Below are 25,209 nucleotides of genomic sequence, written 5' to 3' on the forward strand. Positions count from 1 at the left end.
GCCATGCATCCAGACGATGACACCCCACCGCCCCGGCCGCGCTGGCTGGGGTGGGCGCTGATGGTCTTCGGGTTGCTGATCACCTTGGGCATGCTCAACCTGGGCGTGCGCATGGTGTTCACAGCCAAACCGCCGCAGGTCGAAATACCGGGGGCCGTAGTACCGCAGCCACCGGCCTCTGCAAACCCTACAGCTCCTGCCGCCGGGGCTTCAGACGCCGCAGCAGCCCCCAAAACCACCTCACTGGCCGGGCAAGCCTTGGTGGAATCCAGTGATTGTTTGCGCTGCCACGGCATGGATCGGCGCTACGTCGGCCCATCCTTCCGCCAGATTGCAGCCCGCTACCAAGACCGCCCCGACGCCGCCGCCTACCTGGCCCGCAAGATCCGCGAAGGCAGTGTGGGTGAATGGGGGCGCACTGTGATGCCTCGTCACCCTCAGGTCACTGAAGTGCAGGCGCAGGCGATGGCTCTGTGGGTGTTGAGCTTGCCGATTGCGGAGGGTGGGAAGTCGGCGTCTGCGCAGTAGTTAGTCGGCATCCTTTTGGGGCTTCCGTTTGTGAGGAGTTCAGGAAAAGCGGAAACCCAAGTGGGTGTGGATTTGGGCATTTCCCGAGATCACCGATCGCATTCGTGCCGCGAAGCGGTATCGGAGTCCATAAAAATTTTAGACCTTAACCTGTTGAACTATTTCGGGCCCAATAATCAATGCGCCGGGCGATGCTCCTCTAAGATATACCTTAGCTGCGGTCTCGGCTCCTTTCTGCGCGAGCTTCACGAGCTCTGCAACCATCTCTTTATCTACCTGTTTAATTTCCTCGCTGTGTTCGACCACGATATGGGGCTGGAAGGCGGGAATGCCGTTAACGAGGAGCTGGTACTGATAACCGGTATGGCTTTTGTGGTTGTCCCAAATTACCCCTATGTCCTTTTCGATCTTTACGTAAGGTCTGATCTCGACTCCGAATGCCTTGACCTGGGCTTCGTGTTCTAGTTTGGCTATAGCACGGCCGCGCTTTTCAGCCTCAGCCTCGCGCTGTGCGAGCTCTTCCCGGTGAGCCGCTCGAAGATTTGTGATTTCAATAAGATGGTCTTTCTGACTTGATGTCACACCGTGCTGAAATCCCTCGTTGTAGTGCTCCTCTCGTGCGCGTTTGGCAAAACTGTGGTGTTCTAGTTCCAAATCGTTCTTAGCCTTCAAATGTGCCGCCTCGAGCTTGTGGAGCTGCTTTTGGTGCTCGTTTGCATCTGCTTCAAGTGCGGCGATTCGCATTGCAGTAGCTCTGGTCTTCTTTATGTGAATGAGGCTTACGATGGTTGCTACAAGGACAGCCGACCCTACGCTCATCCCCGTCAGTGTCGCGATTGATTCCACAAGATCCCCTTGATATTGGAAATAACATCTGACGTAATGTATCCCGCAGAACCTACGGAACAGGCATGGAGCAACCGGGATATTCCAGACACAGCTTCCGTGTGAAAGGGACCTTGGTGCAACGTTCGGCCCGACGGACACCATGGGTTTCCGGGCATGGCAGACCGCTTAGACGTTGCGTGATCAATGTCTCTTGCCAGCTTACTCCGGACCGAAGCTCTCGTCTCGGCGGTTGTTGCGGTGCTACGGCTGAACACCGTTTGGCTCACCACCCGCTTCTTTGATAAAGCAGGTCTTGCAATAAAAATAGCCTCCAGCGCTTATAAATAAAGCGCCGGAAGCTATGGTTTTAGTAGTGGTATGAGGACGCTGAATCAAGCACCAAAATTCATCGGCAGCCCCACATAGTTCTCCGCCAGCGAGCGGGATGCAGCCTCCGAATTCACCAGGTAATCCAGCTCCGCCTCCTGCATCTTCTGGCCAAAGGCGCCGGTTTCTGGGAAGTGGTGCATCAGCGAGGTGAACCACCACGAGAAGCGCTCGGCGCGCCACACGCGGCGCAGGCAGCGGTCAGAGTAGGTGTCGATGCCTGCGCGGGACTTGTCGTTGTAGAAGTCGGCCAGCGCATTCCACAGGTAGCCCACGTCGCTCGCGGCCAGGTTCAGGCCCTTGGCGCCGGTGGGGGGCACGATGTGGGCGGCGTCGCCCGCCAGGAACAGGCTGCCAAAGCGCATGGGCTCGGCCACAAAGCTGCGCAGCGGGGCGATGCTCTTTTCGAGCGAAGGGCCAGTGGTCAGGTGCTCGCGGGCTTCGGGGTCCAGTCGGTTGCGCATCTCGGCCCAGAAGGCGTCGTCGCTCCAGTTCTCCACCTTGTCGGTCAGCGGCACTTGCAGGTAGTAGCGGCTGCGGGTGGCGCTGCGCATGCTGCACAGTGCAAAGCCCCGGTCGGTGTGGGCATAGATCAACTCGTGCGCCACGGGCTTCACATCGGCCAGCAGGCCCAGCCAGCCAAAGGGGTAGACGCGCTCGTAGGTGCGGATGGCGTCTTCAGGCACGCTGGCGCGGCACACGCCGTGGAAGCCGTCGCAGCCTGCGATGAAGTCGCAGGTGAGGGTGTGCGTCTGGCCGTCTTTCTCGTACGTGACGCGCGGCGTGGCGCCGTCAAAGTCGTGCACTTTTACGTTGGCGGCTTCGTACACGGTGGTGAGGCCTGCGGCGGTGCGGGCGTCCATCAGGTCTTGCGTCACTTCGGTCTGGCCGTAGACCATGACGCGGCTGCCGCCGGTCAGCCGGTGCATGTCGATGCGGTGGCGCTGGCCCTTGAACAGCAGCTCAAAGCCGTCGTGCGGCAGGCCTTCGGCATGGGCGCGGGCGCTCACGCCAGCCTGGTCCAGCAGGTCCATGGCCACTTGTTCCAGCACCCCGGCGCGGATGCGGCTGAGCACGTAGGCGGGGCTGCGCTGCTCGATGATGATGGCGTCGATGCCGGACTTGTGCAGCAACTGGCCGAGCAGCAAGCCGGCAGGGCCTGCACCGATGATGGCAACTTGGGTTCGCATGTCTCTGTACCTCGTTATGGATCGTTGTGGATCTTGGAAATCAACGGGGTTGAGCGTAGGTTCCCAGGCGTTCTGCGGCCAGTGGCTGGGCTCGATAGCGTGCGATGATCGGTTGCGTTGTGCGATCATCGCGCAGTAATTGACATGTGTCATGAAGCCTGGAGCGGGCTGGTCCCGTTGAAGTGGCGGGTGGTCGCGCAGCCGTATGTGGCGTTTTATGGCGCAGGCATCTTTGAACTTCAACGATTCGTTCGGGCTGAGCTTGTCCAAGCCCTGCGCCGCGCTTCGACAAGCTCAGCTTGAACGGTTCAAGGGGGGTCATGCTGTATCCATAGCGCCTCCGTGGGGGACTGCGCAAGGCATCAAGTCACCCCAGCAACTGCAGGAATTCATCCATGGCCACTTTTCCTATCGCCAAGTCCGACCTCATCGAAGGCATGGCCAAAGGCATGGCGGTGCTGGAGAGCTTTGACACCGAGCGCCAGCGGCTCAACGCCACGCTGGCCGCGCAGCGCACGGGCCTGACGCGGGCGGCGGCGCGCAGGCATTTGCTCACGCTGGCGCACCTGGGCTATCTGGAGACGGATGGCAGCTACTTTTGGCTGGCGCCCAAGGTGCTGCGGTTTTCGGGCAGCTACCTGGCATCGGCCCGGCTACCGCGCGTGCTGCAGCCCACGCTGAACCGGCTGGCGGCGCAGACGCAGCAGTCGTTCTCTGCCGTGGTGCTGGACGGGGACGAGGTGGTGATCGTGGCGCGCAGCGGGGTGTATGGCGCGCCATCGCGCACCATGGCCTATGGCCTGCACCTGGGGGCGCGGCTGCCTGCGCACCCCACATCGACGGGGCGGGTGCTGCTGGCCGCGCTGCCGGTGGCAGAGCTCACGCAGTGGCTCAAGGGCTGCACGCTGCAGCGGCTCACGCCCCACACCCTCACGCAAGTGGGCGCCTTGCGCAAGGTGGTGGCCGAGGCGCGGCGCGACGATTTTTGCCTGGCGGTGGAAGAGCACGAGCTGGGCGTGCACGCCCTGGCCGTGCCGCTGCGCAACCTGCAGGGGCAGACGGTGGCGGCGCTCAATGTGGTGGCATCACCCCAGCAAATGCAGGCGCAGACACTGCAGCGCGACATGCTGCCGCTGCTGCAGGAGGCAGCGCGCGAGTTGCGGGGGCTGCTGTAGCGGCGGGGTGTAGCCTGGCATCGTGTTTGCGATCCATCCAACCGCCATCAGAGCCCTGGCCAGAACCCCCAGCCGTTCGGGCTGTCGAAGCCGGGGCTCAGGCTGTGCTTGCCCTTCGACAAGCTCAGGGTGAACGGGGCGGGAGTGTGTGGGCCAGTTGCCTGTGCCCGCACTTTCCGCGAGCCCACCCCCCACCGTTCGGGCTGAGCCTGTCGAAGCCAGGGTGCAGTCCTGTGCAGCGCTTCGACAGGCTCAGCGTGAACGGAGGTGGGGGATACGAGGCTGGGTCGATGGATTGATGGACTGGTGGGTTGCTGCGCGGCTGGCCCTCAGGCCGCGACGATGCGGCCCACGCCTGCTGCGCCTGCCACCACCTTGAGGGACTTGTCCGTGCTGGCGGTGTAGCTGCGGCTGGTGATGGTGCTCACGTACACCCAGTCGGCTCGGCATTCGGTGGCCGTGGCGGTGACCACCATGTAGCCGCGGCGTGAGGTGTCGCAGTATTGCAGCGGGCCAATCAGCTGCTCCAGCGCGCCTGCCAGTGTGGCGGGCTTTTCATTGGGCAGGTATTCCTCAAACCCGGGCGAAGTGACGGACGAGGTGGCGAACTCCACGCCCACGGCCTTGCCGTTCATGTCCAGCAGCTCGTTGGCCCAGGCGTTGTGCGTGTCGCCCGCCAGCACCACCAGGTTTTTGCCCAGGCTGCGCGAGGTGGCCAGCACCGTTTCGCGTGCGGCCTGGTAGCCGTCCCAGGCGTCCAGGTTGTAGGGGATGGAGGGCTGCGCCAGGATGGCCTGCTCTGCGGGCGTGAGGCTGCTGGGGTTGCTTTGCGCACGGGCCACCAGGGCCGCGTACTGGCTGACGCTGACGCCTGCGCCGGGCTGCAGGGTTTCCATGAGGATGGGCGCAGGGATGTTCATGCGCCCCATCAGCACCTGCTGGCCCAGCACCTGCCAAGTGGCGCTGGATGCGGCCATTTGCTGCTGCAGCCATTGCGTTTGCGTGGTGCCCATCAGCTGGCGGGTGGTGCTGCCCACTGCCGCCGTAAAGCCTGCCGCATCGAAGCCGCTGGCGGTGAAGAACTTGCTGTAGCTCAGTTGCTCGTCGCGGGCGATGACGCGGGTGTCGAGCATGTGCAGGGCCACCAGGTTGCCAAAGGCAAAGCTGCGGTAGATCAGCTCAGGCTGCGCGTTGCGGGTGGGCATCCACTCGTGGTAGGCCTGCATGGCAGCGGCCTTGCGGGCGCTGAAGCTGCCTTCGGTGGCGCTTTGGTGGTTTTCTGCGCCGTCGCGCCAGGTGTCGTTGGCGATCTCGTGGTCGTCCCAAATGGCGATCATGGGGGCGGCGGCGTGCAGGGCCTGCAGGTCGGCATCGGTCTTGTACTGGGCGTGGCGCTGGCGGTAGTCGGCCAGGCTCAGGATTTCGTTGGCAGGGGCGGACAGGCGGCCCATGGCGCCCGCGTTGGCCGATGCGTAGCCGCCCTGGCCGTATTCGTAGATGTAGTCGCCCAGGTGCACGGTGGCGTCCAGGTCGTTGCGCTTGGCGGCGTCGGCGTACACGTTGAAGTAGCCCGCAGGGTAGTTGGCGCACGAGAACACCGCCAGCTTGACCTGCGCCACGCTGCCCGTGGGCAGGGTGCGGGTGCGCCCCGTGGTGGATGTGGCCGCATAGGCCTTGAAGCGGAAGTGGTACGCAGTGGCTGCCTTCAGCCCGGTTGCATCCACCTTGACGGTGAAGTCCTTGCTGGCGAGCGCGGTGGCCTGCCCCTGCGCCACGAGGGTGGTGAAGGTGCTGTCAGTGGCGACTTCCCAATCGACGGGGATGTCGCTGGTGTGGCCTGCGGGTGGCGTCACCCGCGTCCACAGCATCACGCGGTCGGCCAGCGGGTCGCCACTGGCAATGCCGTGGGCAAACTGCACGGCGGGCACATCGTCGCTGCCGCCGCAGGCGGCCAGGGGCAGGGTGCCCAGGGCGGCGGCGGCCAAGCCCATCTGGCGCACAAAGCGACGGCGGCTGGGGTGGGCTTCAGCGGCGTCGCGGATCGGGTGGGGGGAGGTGAGGAGTTTGTCGGTCATGGCGCAGGCCGGTGGGGTAAAGCCCCCGAGACTGCCTGCGCAGCATGACGATGGTGTGAACTGGGCAGAGGGGCTGTCGCCTCTGCTGCAGGTTGAAGGGAAATAGGGCTCTAGCGCTTATCCAATAAGCGCTAGCAGCTATTCTTTTTATAGTGTTTTGAACACTTCGCGCGCAGCGGCCACGGTGGCGGCAATGTCGTCGGCCGTGTGGGCGCCGCTGACAAAGCCGGCCTCGTACAGCGCAGGGGCGATGTACACGCCGCGGTCGAGCAGGCCGTGGAACAGCTGGTTGAAGCGGGCGCTGTCGGTCTTGAGCACGGCGGGGTAGTTCTGGGGCAGCTCGGGCAGCAGGAAGAAGCCGAACATGCCGCCCTCGCAGTCGGCGCTGAAGGGCACGCCTTCTTCCTTGGCAGCTTGCGCAAGACCATCGACCAGCGAGCGGGTGGATGCTGACAGCGCATCGAAGAAGCCGGGCTTCTTGATTTCGCGCAGCGTGGTCAAGCCGCAGGCGGTGGCCACCGGGTTGCCCGACAAGGTGCCTGCCTGGTACACGCCGCCCAGTGGGGCCAAGTGTTCCATGATGGCGCGTGGGCCACCAAAGGCTGCCAGCGGCATGCCGCCGCCAATCACCTTGCCCAGCACGGTGATGTCGGGCTTGAAGCCGGGGATGCTCTTGGCGTACACGCTTTGCGCGCTGCCCAGGGCCACGCGGAAACCCGTCATCACTTCATCGAGCACCAGCAGCGCGCCGTATTCGGTGCACAGCTCGCGGCAACGCTTCATGAAGGGCACGCTGGCGCGCACAAAGTTCATGTTGCCCGCGATGGGCTCGATCATCACGCAGGCCAGTTCCTTGCCGTGCAGGGCAAAGGCTTCTTCGAGCTGGGCGACGTTGTTGTATTCCAGCACCAGGGTGTGCTGCACCACTTCGGGCGGCACGCCCGCGCTGGTGGCATTGCCAAAGGTGGCCAGGCCCGAGCCGGCCTTGACCAGCAGCGAATCGGCATGGCCGTGGTAGCAGCCCTCGAACTTGATGAACTTGCTGCGGCCGGTGGCGCCACGGGCCAGGCGAATGGCGCTCATGCCCGCTTCGGTGCCCGAGCTGACCAGGCGGATCATCTCCATCGATGGCACCAGGCTCAGGATTTCTTCGGCCAGCTCCACCTCGCGCTCGGTGGGGGCGCCGAAGCTGAAGCCTTCGAGCGCTGCCTTTTGCACGGCCTCGAGCACCGCAGGGTGGCCGTGGCCCAGGATCATGGGGCCCCAGGAGCCGATGTAGTCAATGAAACGCTGGTCGTTGGCGTCCCAGAAGTAGGCGCCTTGTGCGCGCTTGACGAAGCGGGGCGTGCCGCCCACGGCCTTGAAGGCCCGCACCGGCGAGTTCACGCCGCCGGGGATCAGCGCCTTAGCGCGTTCAAACAGGGGAATATTGAGATCAGTGCTTGGTGTCATGGGGGGGCATTACAAAGCCTTCGATGGCCTGTGTTTCGTCAAGGGAATCTGCTTCGCTGTCTTCTGACTCGTCGTCATCGGGCTGGGCCCAGAACATGCGGTCGGGAATGATGTGGCCCATGCCGGGACGAAAGCCTGCGTCCAGGCAGCGGTCCAGGTAGTTCAGGGCTTCGCTGGTGGCCTCGCCCAGGTCGTTGCCGCTGCCCACCAGGGCCGTGAGCGCGGCCGACAGGGTGTCACCCGCGCCGGAGAAGGTGGCGTCAAACAGCTCGAACTTGCCGCTGCCCAGGATGGTTTGGGGCGAGGCGAGCACGTTTTCGACAAACTGCTCGGGCAGCGGAATGCCGGTGACCAAGGTGTAGGGCACTCCCATCTCGGAGGCCGCACGGGCAATGTCGCGGGCGGTGGGGCTGCGGTCGCTGCTCCAGTCGGGCAGCAGCCAGCGCCACAGCGTGCTGTGGTTTCCAACCAACACTGAAGTCTGCGGCAGCAGCAGCTCGCGAAAGGCGTCCAGGTACTCGTCAATCAGCTCTTCGCGCCACCAGGACAGGTTGGGCATGTAGGCAATGACGGGCACCTCGTCGTAGTCGGTGGTGATCTCGGCAATGGCGCTGATGTTCTCGGGGCTGCCCACAAAGCCGACCTTGATGGCCTGCACGGGCATGTCCTCCAGCACGGCGCGGGCCTGCTCGGCCACGGCCTCGTCGTCCAGGCAGAAGTGATCGAAGATCTGCGCGGTGTCACGTGCGTAAGCGCCCGTGACCACGGCGATGGCGTGGCCACCCACGGAAGAAATGGTGGCAATGTCGCCTGTCAGGCCGCCTGCGCCGCTAGGGTCGCTGGCATTGAAGACCAGAATGCACGCCGGGCTGGATTCATCCGATGCATCGCTGTCCAGGTCATCGGGCGCGGGGGGGAGGGGGGTGTGAGTTGTCATGATCCAGTTCCTGCATCAATGGTGGCATAGAAGCAGCAGCCCGCAGAGATGACTAGATACAATCGTTGCATTCTATGTGAAGGCCCATTAAGCTGTGATCGACTCTAAGACGTGGATGTGTTTGATCTGTGGTTGGATCTATGACGAGGCGGCTGGTTCGCCCGAACATGGCATCGCACCCAACACGCCTTGGGACCAGGTCCCCATGAACTGGACTTGTCCAGAATGCGGAGCCCGCAAAGAAGATTTTGAGATGGTGCAGATTTGAAGCGCGGCTCCTGCTGCGGTGTTTATTTTTTCCATCGGGAGCAGTAACAATTGACTACAACAGGCGCATCTTTCAAGGTGCTCGTGGTGGATGACAGCAACACCATCCGTCGAAGCGCCGAGATTTTTCTCAAGCAGGGGGGGCACGAAGTCTTGTTGGCTGACGACGGCTTCGATGCTTTGGCCAAGGTGAACGACTATCAGCCTCAGCTGATTTTCTGTGACATCCTCATGCCGAAGTTAGACGGGTATCAAACCTGCGCGATCATCAAGCGCAACGCCCGTTTTGCAGATACCCCGGTGGTGATGCTTTCTTCCAAAGACGGTGTGTTCGACAAGGCCCGTGGCCGCATGGTCGGCTGCCAGGAATACCTCACCAAACCCTTTACCAAAGACCAGTTGCTGCAGGCTGTGCAGCAATTTGGCAATTCCCAACTAGGAGCGATGTAATGCCCATCCAGAAAGTGCTGGTCGTCGACGACTCGAAGACCGAGTTGATGTTTTTGACAGACCTGCTGCAGAAAAAAGGCATGCAAGTGCGCACGGCAGAAAACGCCGAAGAAGCTTTCCGTCGTCTGGCTGAAGAGAAACCAGACCTGATCTTGATGGACGTTGTCATGCCTGGCCAAAACGGCTTTCAACTGACCCGTGCCATCAGCCGCGACCCGCTGTATGCCGATGTGCCCATCATCATGTGCACCAGCAAAAACCAGGAAACAGACCGCGTCTGGGGGATGCGCCAAGGTGCCCGTGGCTACATCACCAAGCCGGTGGACCCGGCTGAGCTGCAGTCCAAAATTGACGCGCTGAACTGAGGCAGCGGCGCGTTCATGGCCAATCGCGAAGCCCTCCGGGAGCTCCAGGTACGTCTTGCCGGCCGTTTGCAGGCCGCGAGGGTTGAGGGCTTGTCCGTGTCATCCTGGCTGGCAGTCGAATCTGCTGGCCAGTCTTATTTGTTGCCTCTGGCGCAGTCGGGCGAAATTTTCCCCTGGGTTGCTGTGCAGCCTGTGCCCTACACCCAGGCGTGGTTCCTGGGAGTTGCCAATTTGCGCGGTGGCTTGGTGGGGGTGGTCGATCTGGCTGGCCTGCTGGGCTCGTCCGTGCAGCGGACCGAGCAAATGCTGTCGGAGTCCAGTTTGCTGGCGTTCAACGCCGTATTGGATGTCAATGCGGCGCTGCTGGTGGACCGCCTGGCTGGCTTGCGCGGCACGGACGCCTTTGTTTCGTCCGAGGCCCCTCCTGAAGATGCTCCTGCCTTTTTCGGCACTGTCTATGTCGACGCGGGTGGCGTTCGCTGGCAAGAGCTGAATCTCCAAATCCTGTCCCAACATCCCGCATTCCTAAGCATCAGTGCTTGAGTTTTTCTGTAAGGCTGCACCATGTCCGTCGTCAATCAATTTGGAAAACTGTTCAACCGCAAGCCTGCACCGCAAGATGCAGAGCCGGGTGCTGACGGCAACAACGATTTGCTGTCTGCTGGCACCTCCGATGGGGGCACGTCGCGTGACCCCTATCAGGTGGATGCCATGAATAGTGTTCAAGGCGAGGGTGACTCTTACTCTCCTGAGGCCGATTCGGCCGACGCCCTCGGCGTTGAAGCAGAACAGATTGTTTTGCCTGTGCTGGGCAGTGCGACAGCGGCTGCGCACCAGCGACGTTTGCTGGCATTGCTGGCCGTGGGCGTGGTGACCCTTGGTGTGATTGCCGCATGGGTGCTGCGCCAAGCCGACCAGTCTGCGCAGCAACTGGCTGCGACCGGGCAGTCCTTGATGCAGTCGCAGCGTCTGGCCAAATCGGTTTCGCAGGCGCTGGTGGGTAGCCCCCAGGCGTTTCCGGACGTGGTGGAAAGCTCGGGCGTGTTGGCCCGTAACATCCGCGCTTTGACCGGTGGTGATGGCGAGTTGGGCGTGCCTGCGCTGGGCGAGCCTTACAAGCCTGAACTGGACGCTGTGAACCCCATGATGGAGCGCGCTGAGCGCAACGCTGGCGTGGTGATGGGCCAGCAAAAGATCCTGACCCAGGTGGGTGACGCTCTGCGCACCATCAACCGCCAGTCGTCTGACCTGCTGGAAATCGCTGAAACAGTGTCTTCCCTGAAGCTGCAGCAAAACGCTCCAGCCTCTGAAATCTCTGCAGCGGGCCAGCTGGTGATGTTGACCCAGCGTATCGGTAAGTCTGCCAACGAATTTCAGACCATGGAAGGCGTGAGCCCTGAGGCCGTGTTCTTGCTGGGCAAGGACTTGAACTCGTTCAAGGAAATCGCACAAGGCATGTTGGACGGTAGCCCTGAACTGCGTTTGGCTGCCACCAAGGACGCTCAGACCCGCGAGCAATTGGACGGGCTGGTGAAACTGTACGAACAGACGCGCACACAAGCCAGCGCGATTCTGGGCAACCTGCAAGGTCTGGTGTCTGCGCGTGAAGCCCAGTCCGCCATCATTGCAGACAGCGAACCACTGCGTCGCCAACTGGAAACGCTGCAAAGCAAGTTGTCTGCCCAAACCGGTGTGGGCGCCGGCCAATTGGCTGCCCTGGTGCTGGCCAGCGCGTTCTTGCTGGTTTGCGGTTTCTTGCTCTCGCGTGTTCAGCTGCTGGACAGCCGTAACCGCCAACGCACTGCGGAAGTTCAACAAAAGGACGCCAAGCGCCAAGAACAGGAAGCCAAGCGCGTCAATGACGCCAACCAGGCCGCCATTTTGCGTTTGATGAACGAACTGCAATCGGTGGCTGAAGGTGACTTGACCCAGGAAGCCACGGTGACGGAAGACATCACCGGCGCTATTGCCGACTCGGTGAACTACACGGTGGAAGAATTGCGCCAGCTGGTGGGTAGCGTGCAGAACACAGCGACCCGAGTGGCCCAAACAACAGCCCAAGTGGACAGCACTTCGACTGAACTGCTGGCGGCTTCGACCGAGCAGCTGCGCGAAATTCGTGAAACCGGCCGCTCGGTTCTGGACATGGCGACCCGTATTAACGAAGTGTCCACCCAAGCCCAAGAGTCTGCTACGGTGGCCCGCCAATCGCTGCAAGCCGCTGACTCCGGTCTGCAGGCCGTGCAAAACGCCATCGGTGGTATGAACTCCATCCGTGACCAGATCCAGGACACTTCCAAGCGTATCAAGCGCCTGGGTGAGTCCTCGCAAGAGATTGGTGAAATTACGGAGCTGATTTCTGACATTACCGAACAGACCAACGTGCTGGCGCTGAACGCAGCTATTCAGGCCGCATCTGCCGGTGAAGCCGGTCGTGGCTTCTCTGTGGTGGCGGAAGAAGTGCAGCGTCTGGCGGAACGTTCCGCTGATGCGACGCGCCAGATTTCTGCGCTGGTGAAGGCCATTCAGACCGATACCCAAGACGCCGTGGCCGCTATGGAGCGCTCCACGCAGGGTGTGGTGGAAGGTGCGCGTCTGTCTGACTCTGCCGGTACCGCGCTGTCTGAAATTGACCGCGTGTCGCGCCGTCTGGCTGAACTGATTGAGCTGATCTCGTCTTCGACATCCCGTGAAGCCGTTTTGGCCAACGAAGTGGCCGACAACATCCAGCACATTTTTGCGGTGACCGAGCAAACGGGTGAAGGTACCCGCACCACGGCACAACAGGTTCGTGAGCTCTCGCATATGGCCGAAGAACTGCGCCAATCGGTGGCACGTTTCAAGATCGCCTGACGCTAGTCATCAACCAGCTGGCTCTTTGCAGCCGGGGACGAATCCATGTCATCTATTGATGTCAATAATGCACCGGCCGCAGAGTGGACCCACGGAGATCAAGATCTCGGGCCACTGGCTTGGGTGCTTGACGAACTGCGTAAATCCCTCGGCGGGGCCGTCAAATCGATGCGCCGCTTTGTGCGCGATGCTGAACAAGCCCATGAATCGGATCTGGCTTCTCTGGACGCAGGTTCTTTGCGCATTGCAAGGCAGCAACTGCACCAAGCCAGTGGCGCCTTGGAAATGGTGGGCATGGGCCCTACGGCCTTGGTTTTGCGTGCCATGGAATCCGCTGTCCAGAAGTTTGTACAGCGCCCTGAACTCTGCACTGACGATGCTGCTGCCACTATTGAGCGGGCCAGCTTTGCGCTGATCGAGTACCTGGAAAGCGTTCTTGCGGGCAAGCCTGCTTCACCTGTCGCGCTGTTTCCGCAGTACCGCGATGTCCAGGCTCTGGCTGGCGCGGACCGTGTGCATCCGGCCGATCTGTGGCCGGTGGAGCGACGCTTCAGGGAGCCCGACCTGACGGTCACGGCCACCCCCTTGCTCTACGGCGCAGATGCGCGTGCGCGTCTGGATGCAGCGGTTCTGAAAATTGTGAAAACGGGCGACCTCAAGGCCGCTCGCAGCATGCGTGATACCTGCCTGGGGTTCGTGGCAGCACAGCAGGATCGCCAAGCCCGCGCTTTCTGGAAGATCTGTGCAGGCTTCTTCGAAGCCTTCACGGAAGGCCTGTTGCCGCCCGATGTGTACGTGAAGCGTGTCGCGTCGCGCGTGCTCATGCAGTACGCCACGTTGGCCAAGGGTGACACCACCATTGCAGACCGTTTGGTCCAGGACTTGCTGTTCTTTTGCTCGCAAGCCAAGCAATCTGAAAGCGCACAAACGCCTGCACTGCAAGCGGTTCGGCACGCGTTCGCGCTCGACCGCTTCAAGCCCGTTGACTATGAAACTGTGCGGTTTGGTCGTTTTGACCCCGCCTTGCTGGCCCAGGCGCGCAAGCGCATTGCGGCCGCTACGGAGACATGGTCTGCCTTGGCTGGAGGGGACCGTAACAAGGTCAAGCCCGCAGCAGACCAGTTCAGTTTGGTCTGTGATTCGTTGCGCAAACTCAACCCCGGCAGCGAAAGCCTGGCAGTTGCCTTGACGCAAACGATGGAGTCCGTCACCCGCACGGGTGAGCCTCCTTCTGCGGCCCTGGCGATGGAGGTGGCCACCTCGGTGTTGTACCTGCAGGCCGCTTTTGAAGAACTGGACGCAGCCGACGAACAGATGGTGCAGCGCGCCGATCGCCTGGCTGAACGTTTGGCCGCAGTGGGCGCCGGCGCAGAGCCAGAACCTCTGGAACTCTGGATGGAAGAGCTGTACCGCCGTGTCAGCGACAACCAGACCATGGGCAGTGTGGTGGACGAGTTGCGTGCCACCTTGGCCGAGGCCGAGAAGGCCATGGACCTCTTTTTCCGCAGCCCACAAGATACTTCTTTGCTGGCTGCCGTGCCGGGCTTCATGGCGCAGATGCGCGGTGTGCTCTCGGTGCTGGGCCTGGACCAGGCTTCGTTGGCGGTGGTGCGCATGCGCGACACCGTTGAACGTTTGCTGATCAACGAAGTGCCCGAAGACGAAAAGCCCGGCGCCTTTGAAAAGCTGGGCAGTAGCCTGGGGGCCCTGGGCTTCCTGATCGACATGCTCAGCTACCAGCGCGCCATGGCGCGCAAGCTGTTCGTTTACGACGAGGAGTTGGGCGAGCTGCGCATTCTCACGGGCAAGGTACGTGGTCGCGCCTCGGATGCGCGTGAAGAAACACCTGCCAAGCTGGAAGAACGCGCACCGCTGCCGTTGCCAGACGTCATTCCGCGTTTCCAGGTGGAAGAGCCCGATGGCGTGCCGACCGATTTCTCGCCTTTCCCTGGCGCGATGGACGAGGCACCGGTGCTGGAATCCCCGGTGGAGGCACCGCTGGCCCCCGAGATTTCTTTCGACACAGCCCCCGCGCCTGTGGCCGCTCCGGTTGCACAGCCTGCGCCTGTGGTTCTGGCAGTCAAAGAGCCCTTGGCTGTTGAGGATGAACTGCTGGAAGTCTTCCTGGAGGAAGCCCGTGAAGTCGTGGTCAACGGAACGACGGCGATTGCGGCATTGAACGGCGAACCAGGCAACCTCAGCGAACAAACCACGTTGCGTCGCGCGTTCCACACCCTCAAGGGCAGCTCGCGCATGGTGGGGTTGAATGATTTCGGTGAAGCTGCCTGGTCGATGGAGCAATTGCTCAACGCCTGGCTGGCCGAGCAAAAGCCGATGCAACCTGCCTTGTTGCAGCTGTCATCCGATGCACTGCAGGCCTTTGATCGATGGGCCAGCGACATTGCGACAGGTGCGACAACGCCGTGGCAGTCGGATGCGTTCCGCCGCTCTGCCGATGCCATGCGTCTCGAAGGCGCAGTGGTGCCGTTGGCCCTGCCTGGAGCGGCCGTTGCTGCGGAGCAAGCGTTGCCAGATGCTGTTGCGGCAGCGCCCATTCAGGCTATCGTGCCTGAAGTGCCTGAAGTGCCTGAAGTGCCTGAAGTGCCTGAAGTGCCTGAAGTGCCTGAAGTGCCTGAAGTGCCTGAAGTGCCTGAAGTGGTGGAGGCGGTACTGCCACTCCAGGACTTCCAGTCCACCGAAATTGCCGCAGATGGTTTGCTGCTGAGCGAAAGCGACGAAGTCTTGTTGCCAGAGCCTGTGACGGCCACCGAGGCGGAAGAAATCGACTTCTCTGCGTTCACCTCGGCACTGTCTGAATCTGAACAGCCAGCCTCGACACCTCCAGCCGAGATTGTCTCGGCCCCTGCGGCGGCCGCAGAAGCTGCCAACGATGGTCTTCTGGATTTGTCATTGCCAGACCTTGGCTTCATGGACGCCTCGGCGGCCCCTGCGGTGGCAGAGGAGCCAGCGCTTCCAGAGTTGGAGGCAGTGGCTGCTGAAACCTTGCCTGTGGTCGAGGAAACGCTCCCGGCGCTGGACATTGAGTTGGTCGAAGCTGCGGCTGAACCCGCAGTGGATGTGCTGTCTGTCGAAGAGACACCGCTGGATCTCACGGTTCCAGACATCGCGGAAGAACCTTTGGTGGTGCAGGACCTGCCTGTTGCCGAAGTGGCAGAGCCTGCCGCCGTGGTGGTGCCGGACGAGGCCAGTGATGCAGATCTGGCCATGGAAGATGTGGCCCGTGAAGAAGCGGTCAAAGTCATTGAGACCCTGCGCATCGGCTTGCCGCTGTACAACGTGTACCTCAACGAGGCCGATGAATGGTCGCGCCGTCTGGTCACCAGCCTGCAGGAATGGGCACTCGAACTCCACGAGCCTGTGCCTGACACCGCTGTAGCCTTGGCGCACTCGCTGGCTGGCAGTTCGGCCACGGTGGGCTTTACGGCGTTGTCCGACATGGCGCGGGTGCTGGAACATGCGCTGCAGCATGTGCAGCTGCAATCCCGTGGCACCCAAGAGCAAGCCGCTGTGTTCATGGCGGCCGCCGAAGACATTCGCCGCTTGCTGCACCAGTTTGCTGCGGGCTTCCTCAAAGAGCCCAGTGCCGAGGTGGTCGAGGCCTTGCGCCAGATTCTGCAGACGGAGATCAACAACACATTGTCACCCCCTGACGATGATCTGGAAGACATGCACACACAGTTGCATGCCGAGCCAGAGTCTGCAGAGGCCGAGGCTGTGTTGGACATGGTGGAAGAGCCGGTCGCCGAAGTGCCGGTCGTCCAAGAGCCGGTGGCGCCCGTGGTGGTGCCTCGCCCGGTGGCGCCCGCACTGTCGGTCGTCAAGCGTGATGCCACGCCTGTGGTGATCAGTACCGATGTGGACGACGACATTGATGTGGTCGACGTCATTGATCCTGACCTGTTCCCGATCTTCGAGGAAGAAGCTGCCGAACTGCTGCCCCAATTGGGTGGTGCCCTTCGTCAGTGGGCTGCCCGGCCCGACAATCTCAGCGCGCGCAGTGAAGTTTTGCGTGCCTTGCACACCCTCAAGGGCAGCTCCCGCTTGGCCGGGGCAATGCGTCTGGGTGAAATGGCCCACCGCCTGGAGTCGGCGATTGAGCAGATCGACGTGGAAACGGTCACTGCCGACCAGGTCGAGCCGCTGCAAGCCAGCTTTGACGGACTGGAAGCCAACTTCAACGCCTTGAGTGCCAATGGCGGTCAAGTGCCAGAAACTGAGGCAGAGCAACCGGTATCGGACACAGCCGCAGCCCACGCAGCACAGTTGGCTGCGGTGCCTACTACCGCGAGTGAAGCGATGCCTTCCACGCCTGCGGTGCGCCTGCCTGGCCCGTCGCAGTTGGCGCCCTTGCGTGTGGCGGCCAACCAGTCGGTGCGCGTGCGTGCCCAGCTGCTGGACCGCTTGGTCAACCAAGCGGGTGAAGTGATGATCAGCCGCTCGCGCCTGGATGTGCGCTTGGGCCAGTTCCGCAGTTCGCTCACCGATCTGTCAGGCAACCTGGACCGCTTGCGCCAACAACTGCGCGACATCGAGGTGCAGGCCGAGTCGCAGATGCAGTCTCGCATGGCGCTGGCCAAAGACTCTGCCGCAGGGTTTGACCCGCTGGAGTTCGACCGTTTCACGCGGGTGCAGGAATTGACGCGCATGATGGCCGAGTCGGTGAACGACGTGGCTACGGTGCAGCGCAATTTGCAACGCGCCATGGAAGGTGCTGAAGACGACCTGATCGCTCAGGGCCGCCAAGCGCGTGAGTTGCAGCGTGACCTGCTGCGTACCCGCATGGTGGAGTTTGAAGGCATCGCCGAGCGTCTGTACGCTGTGGTTCGCCAGGCCTCCAAGGAGACCAGCAAGCAGATCAAGCTGGACATCACCGGCGGCTCCATTGAAATGGACCGTGGCGTGCTGGACCGCATGACTCCGGCCTTCGAGCACTTGTTGCGCAACTGCGTGGCCCACGGGATTGAAGAGCCCGAAGCCCGCTTGGCTGCGGGCAAGCCGGCCACCGGGACGATCACGGTGGATCTGCGCCACGAAGGCAACGACGTGTCGGTGGAGTTCCGCGATGATGGTGCCGGCCTGAACTTGCCTCGTATCCGTGAGAAGGCTTTGGCCCAAGGGCTGATGGAGTCCGGGGATGAACTGAGCGACGAAGTCGCCGCCAACCTGATTTTCATGCCGGGCTTCAGTACGGCCACCGAAGTGACGGGCTTGTCCGGTCGCGGGATTGGCATGGACGTGGTGCGTGCAGAAATCAACGCTCTGGGCGGTCGTATCGAAACATCCACCCAGGCTGGCCAAGGTGCGGCGTTCCGGATGGTTCTGCCCCTGACCACGGCGGTGACGCAGGTGGTGATGCTGCGCGCGGGTGACCTCGCTGTGGGCGTGCCTGCCAATCTGGTGGAGATCGTGCGCCGCACCTCCGCGCAGGATCTGGAAGAGGCCTATCGCACGGGCTACTTTGACGATGGCCTGGAGCGTGTGCCGTTCTTCTGGTCGGGTGCATTGCTGCAATCGTCCGCCCGCAGTAACGAGCCCGCAGGCAAGACCCGCCCTGTGGTTGTCTTCCGAAGCGCTTCGCAACGCATCGCCATGCACGTGGACGAAGTGCTGGGCAACCAGGAAGTGGTGGTGAAGAACCTGGGGCCACAGCTGTCGCGTCTGCCAGGCTTGGCGGGTATGTCGGTGCTGGCGTCGGGTGCGGTGGTCTTGATCTACAACCCAGTGGCGTTGTCCACGGTGTATGGCGATCAGGTGCGTGCGGCCAGTGCAGGGGTGTCCATGCTGGTGGAGACCGACAGCCCCGGTGCACCGAAGGCGCCCACCTCGTCGATGATGGCCGGGCCGAGCCAGGTGCCGTTGATTCTGGTGGTGGACGATTCCATCACGGTGCGGCGTGTGACGCAGCGTTTGCTGCAGCGCGAAGGTTACCGTGTGTCGTTGGCCGCCGATGGTTTGCAGGCGCTGGAACGCTTGCAGGAAGAACGCCCTACCGTGGTGCTCTCCGACATCGAAATGCCCCGCATGGATGGCTTCGACTTGGCCCGCAACATCCGCGCCGACAGCGCACTGCGTGACCTGCCCATCATCATGATCACCTCGCGGATCGCTGAAAAGCACCGCGAGCATGCGATGGAACTGGGTGTGAACCACTACCTGGGCAAGCCATACTCGGACGAGGAACTGCTGAGCTTGATTCAGCACTACGCGCGCCTTGCGGCTGCGACTGCCGAGGTGTGAAACCAAGGCCGCCAGTGGCGGCCTTGATGCACCACGCACAAAGGGCGCCCTGCGGGGCGCCTTTTTCATGGGCGGGATGCGGCTGGTGTGGGGCTTTGCCCCACCTTGTTGCCTTCGCGGACTCTAGGAGGTCGCTGCTTTCACTACTGCGTAGCGCTCCAGGGTCCGCTGGCGCGCCTCGTCGTGCTGCACGATGGGGTGGGGGTAGGTGTAGCCCAGGCTCACCCCGGCTTCTTGCAACTCCAGCGGGTTGGCCTCCCAGGGGGCGTGCAGCGCGGCGTTGCGCAGGTGGGCCAGCTGCGGCAGATAGCGGCGTATGAACTTGCCGTCCGGGTCAAATTTCTCACTCTGGCTGACGGGGTTAAAGATGCGAAAGTAAGGCTGCGCATCACACCCACTCGAGCTGGCCCACTGCCAGCCGCCGTTGTTGGCGGCCAGATCAAAGTCATTGAGTTGCTGTGCGAAATACTGCTCGCCCCAGCGCCAGTCAATGCCCAGGTCCTTCACCAAAAAGCTGGCCACCACCATGCGCAGGCGGTTGTGCATGTAGCCGGTCTGGTTGAGCTGCGCCATGGCCGCATCGACCAGGGGGTAGCCTGTTTGCCCATCGCACCAGGCTTTGAACAGCATCTGGGCTGCTTCGCCTTGCTCCCACGCAATGGCGTCGTAGGCGGGCTTGAAGCTGTGCTCCACCACATGCGGGTGGTGGTACAGGATTTGGAAGTAAAAGTCACGCCAGATCAGCTCGCTCAGCCACGTGGTGGCGCCTGGATTGCCCTGCAGTGCCAAGGCGTGTGCGGTGCGGGCTAGCAAGCGGGGCGAGATGGTGCCAAAGCGCAGGTGCACGCTCAGGTAGCTTGGTCCCTTCACGGCCGGAAAGTTGCGCGTGTCCTCGTAGCGCTCTATGCGCTGCAGAAAATCGTCAAACAATTGCTGCGCCCCCCGGCTGCCGGTGGGCAGCTTCAGCTGCGCCAGCGCCGTGGGCTCAAAGCCGATATCGTCCAGCGTGGGCACGGGCTGTGCATGGGCCGCAGGCCGGGGTGCCAGGCGGTGCGCGTGGCGCTCCACCGGGTAGCTTTTCAGGTAAAACGCGTTCACCTTGCGCAGCCAGGCATTTTTGTAGGGGGTGAACACGCTGTATGGCGTGCCGGATTGGGTGAGCACCTCACCGCGCTCCAGCACCATGTGGTCTTTGTAGGTGTGCAGGGCCATGCCGTTGCGCGCCAACTGGGTGCGTACTGCGCTGTCACGCTGCAGGGCCTGGGGCTCGTCGTCGTGGTTGGTGAAGACGGCTTGGGCGCCCACGGCTTGGGCCAGCTGCGGCACCGCATCGGCTGCTGCCGCGTGCAGCACGATGAGGCCTCCCTGGCCATGGCCACTCAGCTCACGCAGGTGTGCGTCCAGCTCCACCAGCGATTCACGGATGAACTCCACGCGCCGGTCGGCACGGGGCAGGGGGGCAAGAATGTCGGTATCGAAGACAAACACGCAATGCACTTGCTGGCATTGGATCAGTGCGTGGTACAGGGCGGCATGGTCCAGTGCGCGCAGGTCGCGTCTGAACCAGACAAGGCCGGTGGCGTAAGAAGGCTCCATGTTCACCGTTAAAATTAGGCAATGTCTTCCGATTCTGCGCCCATCAACCTGACGCATCATTTTTTGATCGCCATGCCCGGTCTTGAAGATGAGTCTTTCGCGCGCAGTGTGGTGTACCTGTGCGAGCACAGCGAACGCGGTGCGCTCGGGCTCATCATCAACAAACCCTCCGATATCACCCTCAAAGGCCTGTTTGACAAGGTCGATCTGTCCTTGCGCCGCGATGACCTGACCCAGACGCCCGTGTTCCAGGGCGGCCCGGTGCAGACCGAGCGCGGTTTTGTGCTGCACGAGCCCATGCTCGCGGGCAGCGAGGCAAACGATGAGTCGGCCTACGCGTCCAGCATGGCCATCCCAGGCGGCTTGGCAATGACCACGTCCAAAGATGTGCTCGAGGCCTTGTCCACCGGCGCGGGGCCGCGCCGCGTGCTGGTCACGCTGGGCTATTCGTCCTGGGGGGAGGGCCAGCTGGAGTCTGAACTGGCCGAAAACGCCTGGCTCACCGTCGGCGCGGATTTGTCCGTGATTTTTGACACCCCCGTGCCCGAGCGCTATGACCGGGCCCTGGGTTTGCTGGGCCTGCAGGCCTGGATGCTCTCTCCTGAGGCGGGGCACGCATGACCGGGCTTCCCGTTCAGCCCGCCGTTCCCGCGCAGTTTCAGATTTTTCTTGCTTTTGATTTTGGGCTCAAGCGCACGGGGGTGGCCTCGGGCAACCGCCTGCTGCGCACCGCCAGCCCGCAAGAGACCATCAAGGCCGAGGGCGATGCCCGCTTTGCCCAGGTGGCCCTGCGCATCAAAGAGTGGCAGCCTGACGCGCTGGTGATTGGCGTGCCCTACCACCCCGACGGCGCCAGCCACGAGAACACGCAGCGTGCCCTGAAGTTCGGCCGCCAACTGCGCGGGCGCTTTGGCCTGCAGGTGTTTGAGGTGGATGAGCGCTACAGCACCACCGAAGCCATCGCCAGCGGCGCCAAGGACGCCGACGCCGCCTCGGCCTGCATCATCCTGGAACAGTTTTTGAGGAACCTCCCATGACGACTTCTCCTGCCGGCCAGGCCGGCAGCCTCGTGCTCGACGCCGAGGCCCTGTACCGCGAGCTGCTGCGCGGCGTGCGCAGCATGCTGACCCCCACCACGCGCCTGGCGGGCATTGCCTCGGGCGGCGCCTGGCTGGCCGAACGCCTGCAAAAAGACCTGGGCCTGGAAGGGCCCGCCGGGGTGTTGTCTTCGGTCATGCACCGCGATGACTTTGCCCAGCGAGGGCTGGCCGCCGGTGCGCAAACGGCGCTGCCCTTCGACGTGAACGGTGCCGATGTGCTGGTGCTCGACGATGTGCTCTACACCGGCCGCACCATCCGCGCCGTGCTCAACGAGCTGTTCGACTACGGCCGCCCCGCCAGCGTGCGCCTGGCCGTGCTGGTGGACCGGGGCGGGCGCGAGCTGCCCGTGCAGGCCGACTATGCCGCCGCCCGCGTGGCGCTGCCGGGCAGCCAGTCGCTGGCCCTGGCGCGCAATGACCAGGGCACTTTCCAGTTCCAAGTCCAGGAGGCGTGACCGTGCTGCACAAGCGCAACCCCCAACTCAACAAGAACGGCGAGCTGATCCATCTGCTCTCCATCGAAGGCCTGCCGCGCGACATCGTCACGCACATCCTCGACACCGCCGCCAACTTCGTGAGCGTGAACGACCGTGAGGTCAAGAAGGTGCCCCTCTTGCGTGGCAAAAGCGTGTTCAACCTGTTCTTTGAGAACAGCACCCGCACGCGCACCACGTTCGAGATCGCAGCCAAGCGCCTGTCGGCCGACGTGCTCAACCTCGACATCGCGCGCAGCTCGGCCAGCAAGGGCGAGTCGCTGCTCGACACCATCGCCAACCTGTCGGCCATGGCGGCTGACCTGTTCGTGGTGCGGCACAGCGAGTCGGGGGCCCCGTACCTGATTGCCCAGCATGTGGCGCCCCATGTGCATGTGATCAACGCGGGCGATGGCCGCCATGCCCACCCCACGCAGGGGCTGCTGGACATGTACACCATCCGCCACTACAAAAAGGACTTTTCAAACCTCACGGTGGCCATCGTGGGCGACGTGCTGCACTCGCGCGTGGCGCGCTCCGACATCCACGGCCTCACCACCCTGGGCTGTGCCGAAGTGCGCGTGGTGGGCCCGCGCACGCTGGTGCCCAGCGACATGGCGCAGATGGGCGTGCGCGTGTGCCACACGCTCGAAGAAGGCATCAAGGACGCGGATGTGATCATCACCCTGCGTCTGCAAAACGAGCGCATGAGTGGTGCGCTGCTGCCCTCCAGCCAGGAGTACTTCAAGAGCTTTGGCCTCACGCAGGAGAAGCTGCAGCTGGCCAAGCCCGACGCCATCGTGATGCACCCTGGCCCCATCAACCGCGGGGTCGAGATCGACTCCGCCGTGGTGGACGGCAAGCAGAGCGTGATCCTGCCGCAGGTGACGTTCGGTATCGCTGTGCGCATGGCGGTCATGTCCATCGTTGCCGGGAATGAAGCCTAACCCCCTGAGCCGCTTCGCGTCTTCCCCCAAGGGGGACGCCCCCAGTGGCCCGGCGAAGCCGGTTCCACGGTGGCACTGGCATTCGGTCGGCTGTGGTGCGAATAGCCGGGCAAAATGTTGAGCGGTGTGAATGCTATGTATTTAATAGCTGCTAGCGCTTATCCATCAGGCGCTAGCGGCCAATTTGGCTTGAAATCATGAAAATCCTGATCCAGAACGGCCGTGTGATCGACCCCGCCTCGGGCCTTGACCAGATTGGCGACGTCGCCGTGGCGGCGGGCCGCATCGTGGGCCTGAACCGCACCCCGGCCGATTTCGCCCCCACCCGCACCATCGACGCGTCGGGCTGCATCGTCCTGCCCGGTTTGGTGGACTTGGCTGCGCGCCTGCGCGAGCCCGGCCATGAGCACGAAGGCATGCTCGAATCCGAAATGGCCGCCGCCGTGGCCGGGGGCGTGACCAGCCTGGTCTGCCCGCCCGATACCGACCCCGTGCTCGATGAGCCCGGCCTGGTCGAGATGCTGAAATTCCGCGCCGAGAAGCTGCACCAGTCGCGCCTGTTCCCACTGGGTGCCCTCACGCGCAGCTTGGCAGGCGAGGTGCTGACCGAGATGGCCGAGCTGACCGAGTCCGGTTGCGTGGGCTTCGGCCAGGCCGAAGTGCCCTTGGCCAGCACCCAGGTGCTGCAGCGTGCCTTGCAGTACGCCGCCACTTTTGGCTACACCGTCTGGCTGCGCCCGCAAGAGATGCACCTGGGCAAGGGCGTGGCCGCCAGTGGCCCACTGGCCACGCGCCTGGGCCTGTCGGGCGTGCCTGTGGCGGCCGAGACCATTGCGCTGCACACCATTTTTGAACTGCTCAAGACCACCGGCGCCCGCGTGCACCTGTGCCGCATCAGCAGCGCTGCCGGTGTGGAGCTGGTGCGCCGCGCCAAGGCCGATGGCCTCAAGGTCACGGCCGATGTGAGCATCAACTCGCTGCACCTCACCGACGTGGACATCGGCTTCTTTGACAGCCGCGCCCGCCTGTCGCCCCCGCTGCGCCAGCAGCGCGACCGCGATGCGCTCAGCGCTGCGCTGGCCGACGGCACCATCGACGCCCTGGTGTCCGACCACAACCCCGTGGACGAAGACGCCAAGACCTTGCCTTTTGCCGAGGCCGAGCCCGGCGCCACTGGGCTGGAGCTGCTGCTGTCGCTGGCGCTCAAGTGGTCGCAAGACCAGGGCGTGCCGCTGCCGCGCGCGCTGGCCGCCATCACCGCCGAGCCCGCCCGCGTGCTGGGCACGGCCCTGGGCACCCTGCAAGCCAGCGTGGGCCAGCTCGTGGAAGGCGGTGTGGCCGACATGTGCGTGTTCGACCCCCAGGCCGCATGGACGGTGCAGGCCGATGCCCTGCGCAGCCAGGGCAAGCACACGCCCTTCTCGGGCTACGAGCTGCCCGGCAGCGTGCGCGCCACGGTGGTCGGCGGGCAAGTGGCTTTTGAGCGTGAGCCAGGCTGAGTTGGGAGTGCGGCGGTGTAGGCAACCCGCAGGCAGGCCCGCACCATGAAGGCCTTGCGTGCCATCTGGCGCATGCTGCGCCTGCTGGGCCATTTACTCAAGGGGCTGTGGGTGGTCACCCTGCAATTCCCCCGGCTGACGCCCGAGCAGCAATACATCCGTGTGCAGGCCTGGTCGCAGCAGATGCTGGCCTGCGTGGGCATCTCGCTGCGGGTGCAGGGCCAGCCGCCGGTCGGTGGGCCCGTCATGCTGGTGGCCAACCACATCTCGTGGCTGGATATTCCGGTCATGCACGCTGCGCGCCATTGCTGTTTCATCTCCAAGTCGGACGTGCAAGGCTGGCCACTGATTGGTACCCTGGCCACGGCGGCGGGCACGCTGTACATTGAGCGCAGCTCGCGCCGCGACGCCATGCGCATGGTGCGCACCATGCAAGAGGCCCTGGAGCGGCACGAGGTGCTGGCGGTGTTCCCTGAAGGCACAACGGGCGACGGCCGCACCATGCTGCCGTTCCATGCCAATTTGCTGCAGGCTGCCGTGGTGGCCAATGCGCCGGTGCAGCCTGTGGGGCTCCGGTTTGTGGACCTTGCCAGCGGCACCACGAGTTTTGCGCCCAGCTACATCGGCGACGAAACCCTGCTCGGCTCCATCTGGCGCACGCTCAGCGCCCCCGCCATCGAGGCCGTGGTGACTTACGGCGAGCCCGAAACCCCTCAGGGCCGTGACCGCCGCGCATGGGCGCTCCACCTGCAGGCTGTGGTGGACGGGCTGCGCCAGCAGGGTTGACGCACCCCTTCCTGCGCACTTTTACACGGTTTTGCCAACGCAC

The 25,209-nt window shown here is 63.2% G+C and carries 20 protein-coding genes; 14 read left to right on the forward strand and 6 right to left on the reverse strand.

The features are described 5' to 3' along the window. Positions 1-3: 3 nt before the first annotated feature. Positions 4-528 (forward strand): c-type cytochrome, encoded by a 525-nt coding sequence (locus tag CLU88_RS19875; RefSeq protein ID WP_099658078.1) that lies wholly within the window; start codon positions 4-6, stop codon positions 526-528. Positions 529-666: 138 nt separating this feature from the next. On the opposite strand, the gene CLU88_RS19880 is transcribed toward CLU88_RS19875, so the two are convergent. Both CLU88_RS19880 and pobA read right to left on the reverse strand, forming a co-directional pair. Next, complete coding sequence (locus CLU88_RS19880; RefSeq protein WP_143226053.1) at positions 667-1,374, reverse strand: hypothetical protein; 708 nt, start codon at positions 1,372-1,374, stop codon at positions 667-669. A gap of 374 nt (positions 1,375-1,748) precedes the next feature. Next, entirely contained in the window at positions 1,749-2,933 is a 1,185-nt protein-coding gene (pobA, locus tag CLU88_RS19885) for a 4-hydroxybenzoate 3-monooxygenase (RefSeq protein WP_099658080.1), read from the reverse strand. Between the two features lie 395 nt (positions 2,934-3,328). Here pobA and CLU88_RS19890 point away from each other — a divergent pair, with 395 nt between their 5' ends. Continuing rightward, positions 3,329-4,108: an IclR family transcriptional regulator C-terminal domain-containing protein gene (locus CLU88_RS19890; protein WP_099658081.1), complete on the forward strand. Its 780-nt coding sequence runs from the start codon at positions 3,329-3,331 to the stop codon at positions 4,106-4,108. A 329-nt stretch (positions 4,109-4,437) separates the two neighbouring features. Here the strand turns inward: CLU88_RS19890 and CLU88_RS19895 are convergent, their stop codons facing one another. From CLU88_RS19895 to CLU88_RS19905, 3 genes are all read right to left on the reverse strand, one after another. Beyond that, the gene (locus CLU88_RS19895) at positions 4,438-6,183 is read right to left on the reverse strand and encodes an alkaline phosphatase (RefSeq protein ID WP_099658082.1); all 1,746 of its coding nucleotides are present in this window, start codon (positions 6,181-6,183) and stop codon (positions 4,438-4,440) included. Positions 6,184-6,330: 147 nt separating this feature from the next. Beyond that, complete coding sequence (hemL, locus tag CLU88_RS19900; RefSeq protein WP_099658083.1) at positions 6,331-7,635, reverse strand: glutamate-1-semialdehyde 2,1-aminomutase; 1,305 nt, start codon at positions 7,633-7,635, stop codon at positions 6,331-6,333. Then, positions 7,619-8,572 (reverse strand): bifunctional hydroxymethylpyrimidine kinase/phosphomethylpyrimidine kinase, encoded by a 954-nt coding sequence (locus tag CLU88_RS19905; RefSeq protein ID WP_099658084.1) that lies wholly within the window; start codon positions 8,570-8,572, stop codon positions 7,619-7,621. The genes hemL and CLU88_RS19905 overlap by 17 nt, the downstream gene beginning before the upstream one ends. Positions 8,573-8,666: 94 nt before the next feature. Between CLU88_RS19905 and CLU88_RS19910 the strand changes: the two genes are divergently transcribed. The 6 genes from CLU88_RS19910 to CLU88_RS19935 are packed head-to-tail and all read left to right on the forward strand — an operon-like array spanning position 8,667 to position 18,765. Next, positions 8,667-8,840: a rubredoxin gene (locus CLU88_RS19910; protein WP_099658085.1), complete on the forward strand. Its 174-nt coding sequence runs from the start codon at positions 8,667-8,669 to the stop codon at positions 8,838-8,840. Between the two features lie 50 nt (positions 8,841-8,890). Beyond that, positions 8,891-9,289 carry a PleD family two-component system response regulator gene (locus CLU88_RS19915; protein WP_044398823.1) on the forward strand — a complete coding sequence of 133 codons (399 nt, stop codon included), beginning with the start codon at positions 8,891-8,893 and terminating at the stop codon, positions 9,287-9,289. Further along, entirely contained in the window at positions 9,289-9,654 is a 366-nt protein-coding gene (locus tag CLU88_RS19920) for a PleD family two-component system response regulator (RefSeq protein WP_044398821.1), read from the forward strand. The genes CLU88_RS19915 and CLU88_RS19920 overlap by 1 nt, the downstream gene beginning before the upstream one ends. A 15-nt stretch (positions 9,655-9,669) precedes the next feature. Further along, the gene (locus tag CLU88_RS19925) at positions 9,670-10,197 is read left to right on the forward strand and encodes a chemotaxis protein CheW (RefSeq protein WP_099658086.1); all 528 of its coding nucleotides are present in this window, start codon (positions 9,670-9,672) and stop codon (positions 10,195-10,197) included. A 21-nt stretch (positions 10,198-10,218) separates the two neighbouring features. Further along, the gene (locus tag CLU88_RS19930) at positions 10,219-12,507 is read left to right on the forward strand and encodes a methyl-accepting chemotaxis protein (protein ID WP_099658087.1); all 2,289 of its coding nucleotides are present in this window, start codon (positions 10,219-10,221) and stop codon (positions 12,505-12,507) included. A gap of 45 nt (positions 12,508-12,552) precedes the next feature. Continuing rightward, positions 12,553-18,765, forward strand: coding sequence for an Hpt domain-containing protein (locus CLU88_RS19935; RefSeq protein WP_099658088.1), 6,213 nt, complete (start codon positions 12,553-12,555; stop codon positions 18,763-18,765). 123 nt (positions 18,766-18,888) lie between these two features. On the opposite strand, the gene CLU88_RS19940 is transcribed toward CLU88_RS19935, so the two are convergent. Beyond that, positions 18,889-20,361 carry a deoxyribodipyrimidine photo-lyase gene (locus CLU88_RS19940; RefSeq protein ID WP_099658089.1) on the reverse strand — a complete coding sequence of 491 codons (1,473 nt, stop codon included), beginning with the start codon at positions 20,359-20,361 and terminating at the stop codon, positions 18,889-18,891. Between the two features lie 21 nt (positions 20,362-20,382). On the opposite strand from CLU88_RS19940, the gene CLU88_RS19945 reads away from it, so the two are divergent. From CLU88_RS19945 to CLU88_RS19970, 6 genes are all read left to right on the forward strand, one after another. Beyond that, on the forward strand, positions 20,383-20,982 hold the full coding sequence (locus tag CLU88_RS19945; RefSeq protein WP_099658090.1) for a YqgE/AlgH family protein: 600 nt from the start codon (positions 20,383-20,385) through the stop codon (positions 20,980-20,982). Further along, positions 20,979-21,398, forward strand: a complete 420-nt coding sequence (ruvX, locus tag CLU88_RS19950) for a Holliday junction resolvase RuvX (protein WP_099658091.1) — start codon at positions 20,979-20,981, stop codon at positions 21,396-21,398. The genes CLU88_RS19945 and ruvX overlap by 4 nt, the downstream gene beginning before the upstream one ends. After that, positions 21,395-21,916 (forward strand): bifunctional pyr operon transcriptional regulator/uracil phosphoribosyltransferase PyrR, encoded by a 522-nt coding sequence (pyrR, locus tag CLU88_RS19955; protein ID WP_099658092.1) that lies wholly within the window; start codon positions 21,395-21,397, stop codon positions 21,914-21,916. Before ruvX ends, pyrR begins: the two co-directional genes overlap by 4 nt. Before the next feature lie 2 nt (positions 21,917-21,918). Next, complete coding sequence (locus tag CLU88_RS19960; protein ID WP_099659029.1) at positions 21,919-22,881, forward strand: aspartate carbamoyltransferase catalytic subunit; 963 nt, start codon at positions 21,919-21,921, stop codon at positions 22,879-22,881. Positions 22,882-23,078: 197 nt separating this feature from the next. Next, complete coding sequence (locus CLU88_RS19965; RefSeq protein WP_099658093.1) at positions 23,079-24,380, forward strand: dihydroorotase; 1,302 nt, start codon at positions 23,079-23,081, stop codon at positions 24,378-24,380. Positions 24,381-24,425: 45 nt separating this feature from the next. Further along, positions 24,426-25,166, forward strand: a complete 741-nt coding sequence (locus tag CLU88_RS19970; protein WP_099658094.1) for a 1-acyl-sn-glycerol-3-phosphate acyltransferase — start codon at positions 24,426-24,428, stop codon at positions 25,164-25,166. The last annotated feature ends 43 nt before the right edge of the window (positions 25,167-25,209 follow it).

The sequence above is a fragment of the Acidovorax sp. 56 genome (genome assembly GCF_002749705.1).
Lineage (GTDB): Bacteria > Pseudomonadota > Gammaproteobacteria > Burkholderiales > Burkholderiaceae_C > Acidovorax.

Bases quoted from the DNA above. Each gene is read 5' to 3' on its own strand.
- CLU88_RS19945 (WP_099658090.1), top strand. From the start codon at position 20,383: ATGTCTTCCGATTCTGCGCCCATCAACCTGACGCATCATTTTTTGATC.
- CLU88_RS19875 (WP_099658078.1), top strand. From the start codon at position 4: ATGCATCCAGACGATGACACCCCACCGCCCCGGCCGCGCTGGCTGGGG.
- pobA (WP_099658080.1), bottom strand. From the start codon at position 2,933: ATGCGAACCCAAGTTGCCATCATCGGTGCAGGCCCTGCCGGCTTGCTG.
- ruvX (WP_099658091.1), top strand. From the start codon at position 20,979: ATGACCGGGCTTCCCGTTCAGCCCGCCGTTCCCGCGCAGTTTCAGATT.
- CLU88_RS19970 (WP_099658094.1), top strand. From the start codon at position 24,426: ATGAAGGCCTTGCGTGCCATCTGGCGCATGCTGCGCCTGCTGGGCCAT.
- CLU88_RS19890 (WP_099658081.1), top strand. From the start codon at position 3,329: ATGGCCACTTTTCCTATCGCCAAGTCCGACCTCATCGAAGGCATGGCC.
- hemL (WP_099658083.1), bottom strand. From the start codon at position 7,635: ATGACACCAAGCACTGATCTCAATATTCCCCTGTTTGAACGCGCTAAG.
- CLU88_RS19925 (WP_099658086.1), top strand. From the start codon at position 9,670: ATGGCCAATCGCGAAGCCCTCCGGGAGCTCCAGGTACGTCTTGCCGGC.
- CLU88_RS19930 (WP_099658087.1), top strand. From the start codon at position 10,219: ATGTCCGTCGTCAATCAATTTGGAAAACTGTTCAACCGCAAGCCTGCA.
- CLU88_RS19895 (WP_099658082.1), bottom strand. From the start codon at position 6,183: ATGACCGACAAACTCCTCACCTCCCCCCACCCGATCCGCGACGCCGCT.
- CLU88_RS19940 (WP_099658089.1), bottom strand. From the start codon at position 20,361: ATGGAGCCTTCTTACGCCACCGGCCTTGTCTGGTTCAGACGCGACCTG.
- CLU88_RS19965 (WP_099658093.1), top strand. From the start codon at position 23,079: ATGAAAATCCTGATCCAGAACGGCCGTGTGATCGACCCCGCCTCGGGC.
- CLU88_RS19920 (WP_044398821.1), top strand. From the start codon at position 9,289: ATGCCCATCCAGAAAGTGCTGGTCGTCGACGACTCGAAGACCGAGTTG.
- pyrR (WP_099658092.1), top strand. From the start codon at position 21,395: ATGACGACTTCTCCTGCCGGCCAGGCCGGCAGCCTCGTGCTCGACGCC.
- CLU88_RS19905 (WP_099658084.1), bottom strand. From the start codon at position 8,572: ATGACAACTCACACCCCCCTCCCCCCCGCGCCCGATGACCTGGACAGC.
- CLU88_RS19935 (WP_099658088.1), top strand. From the start codon at position 12,553: ATGTCATCTATTGATGTCAATAATGCACCGGCCGCAGAGTGGACCCAC.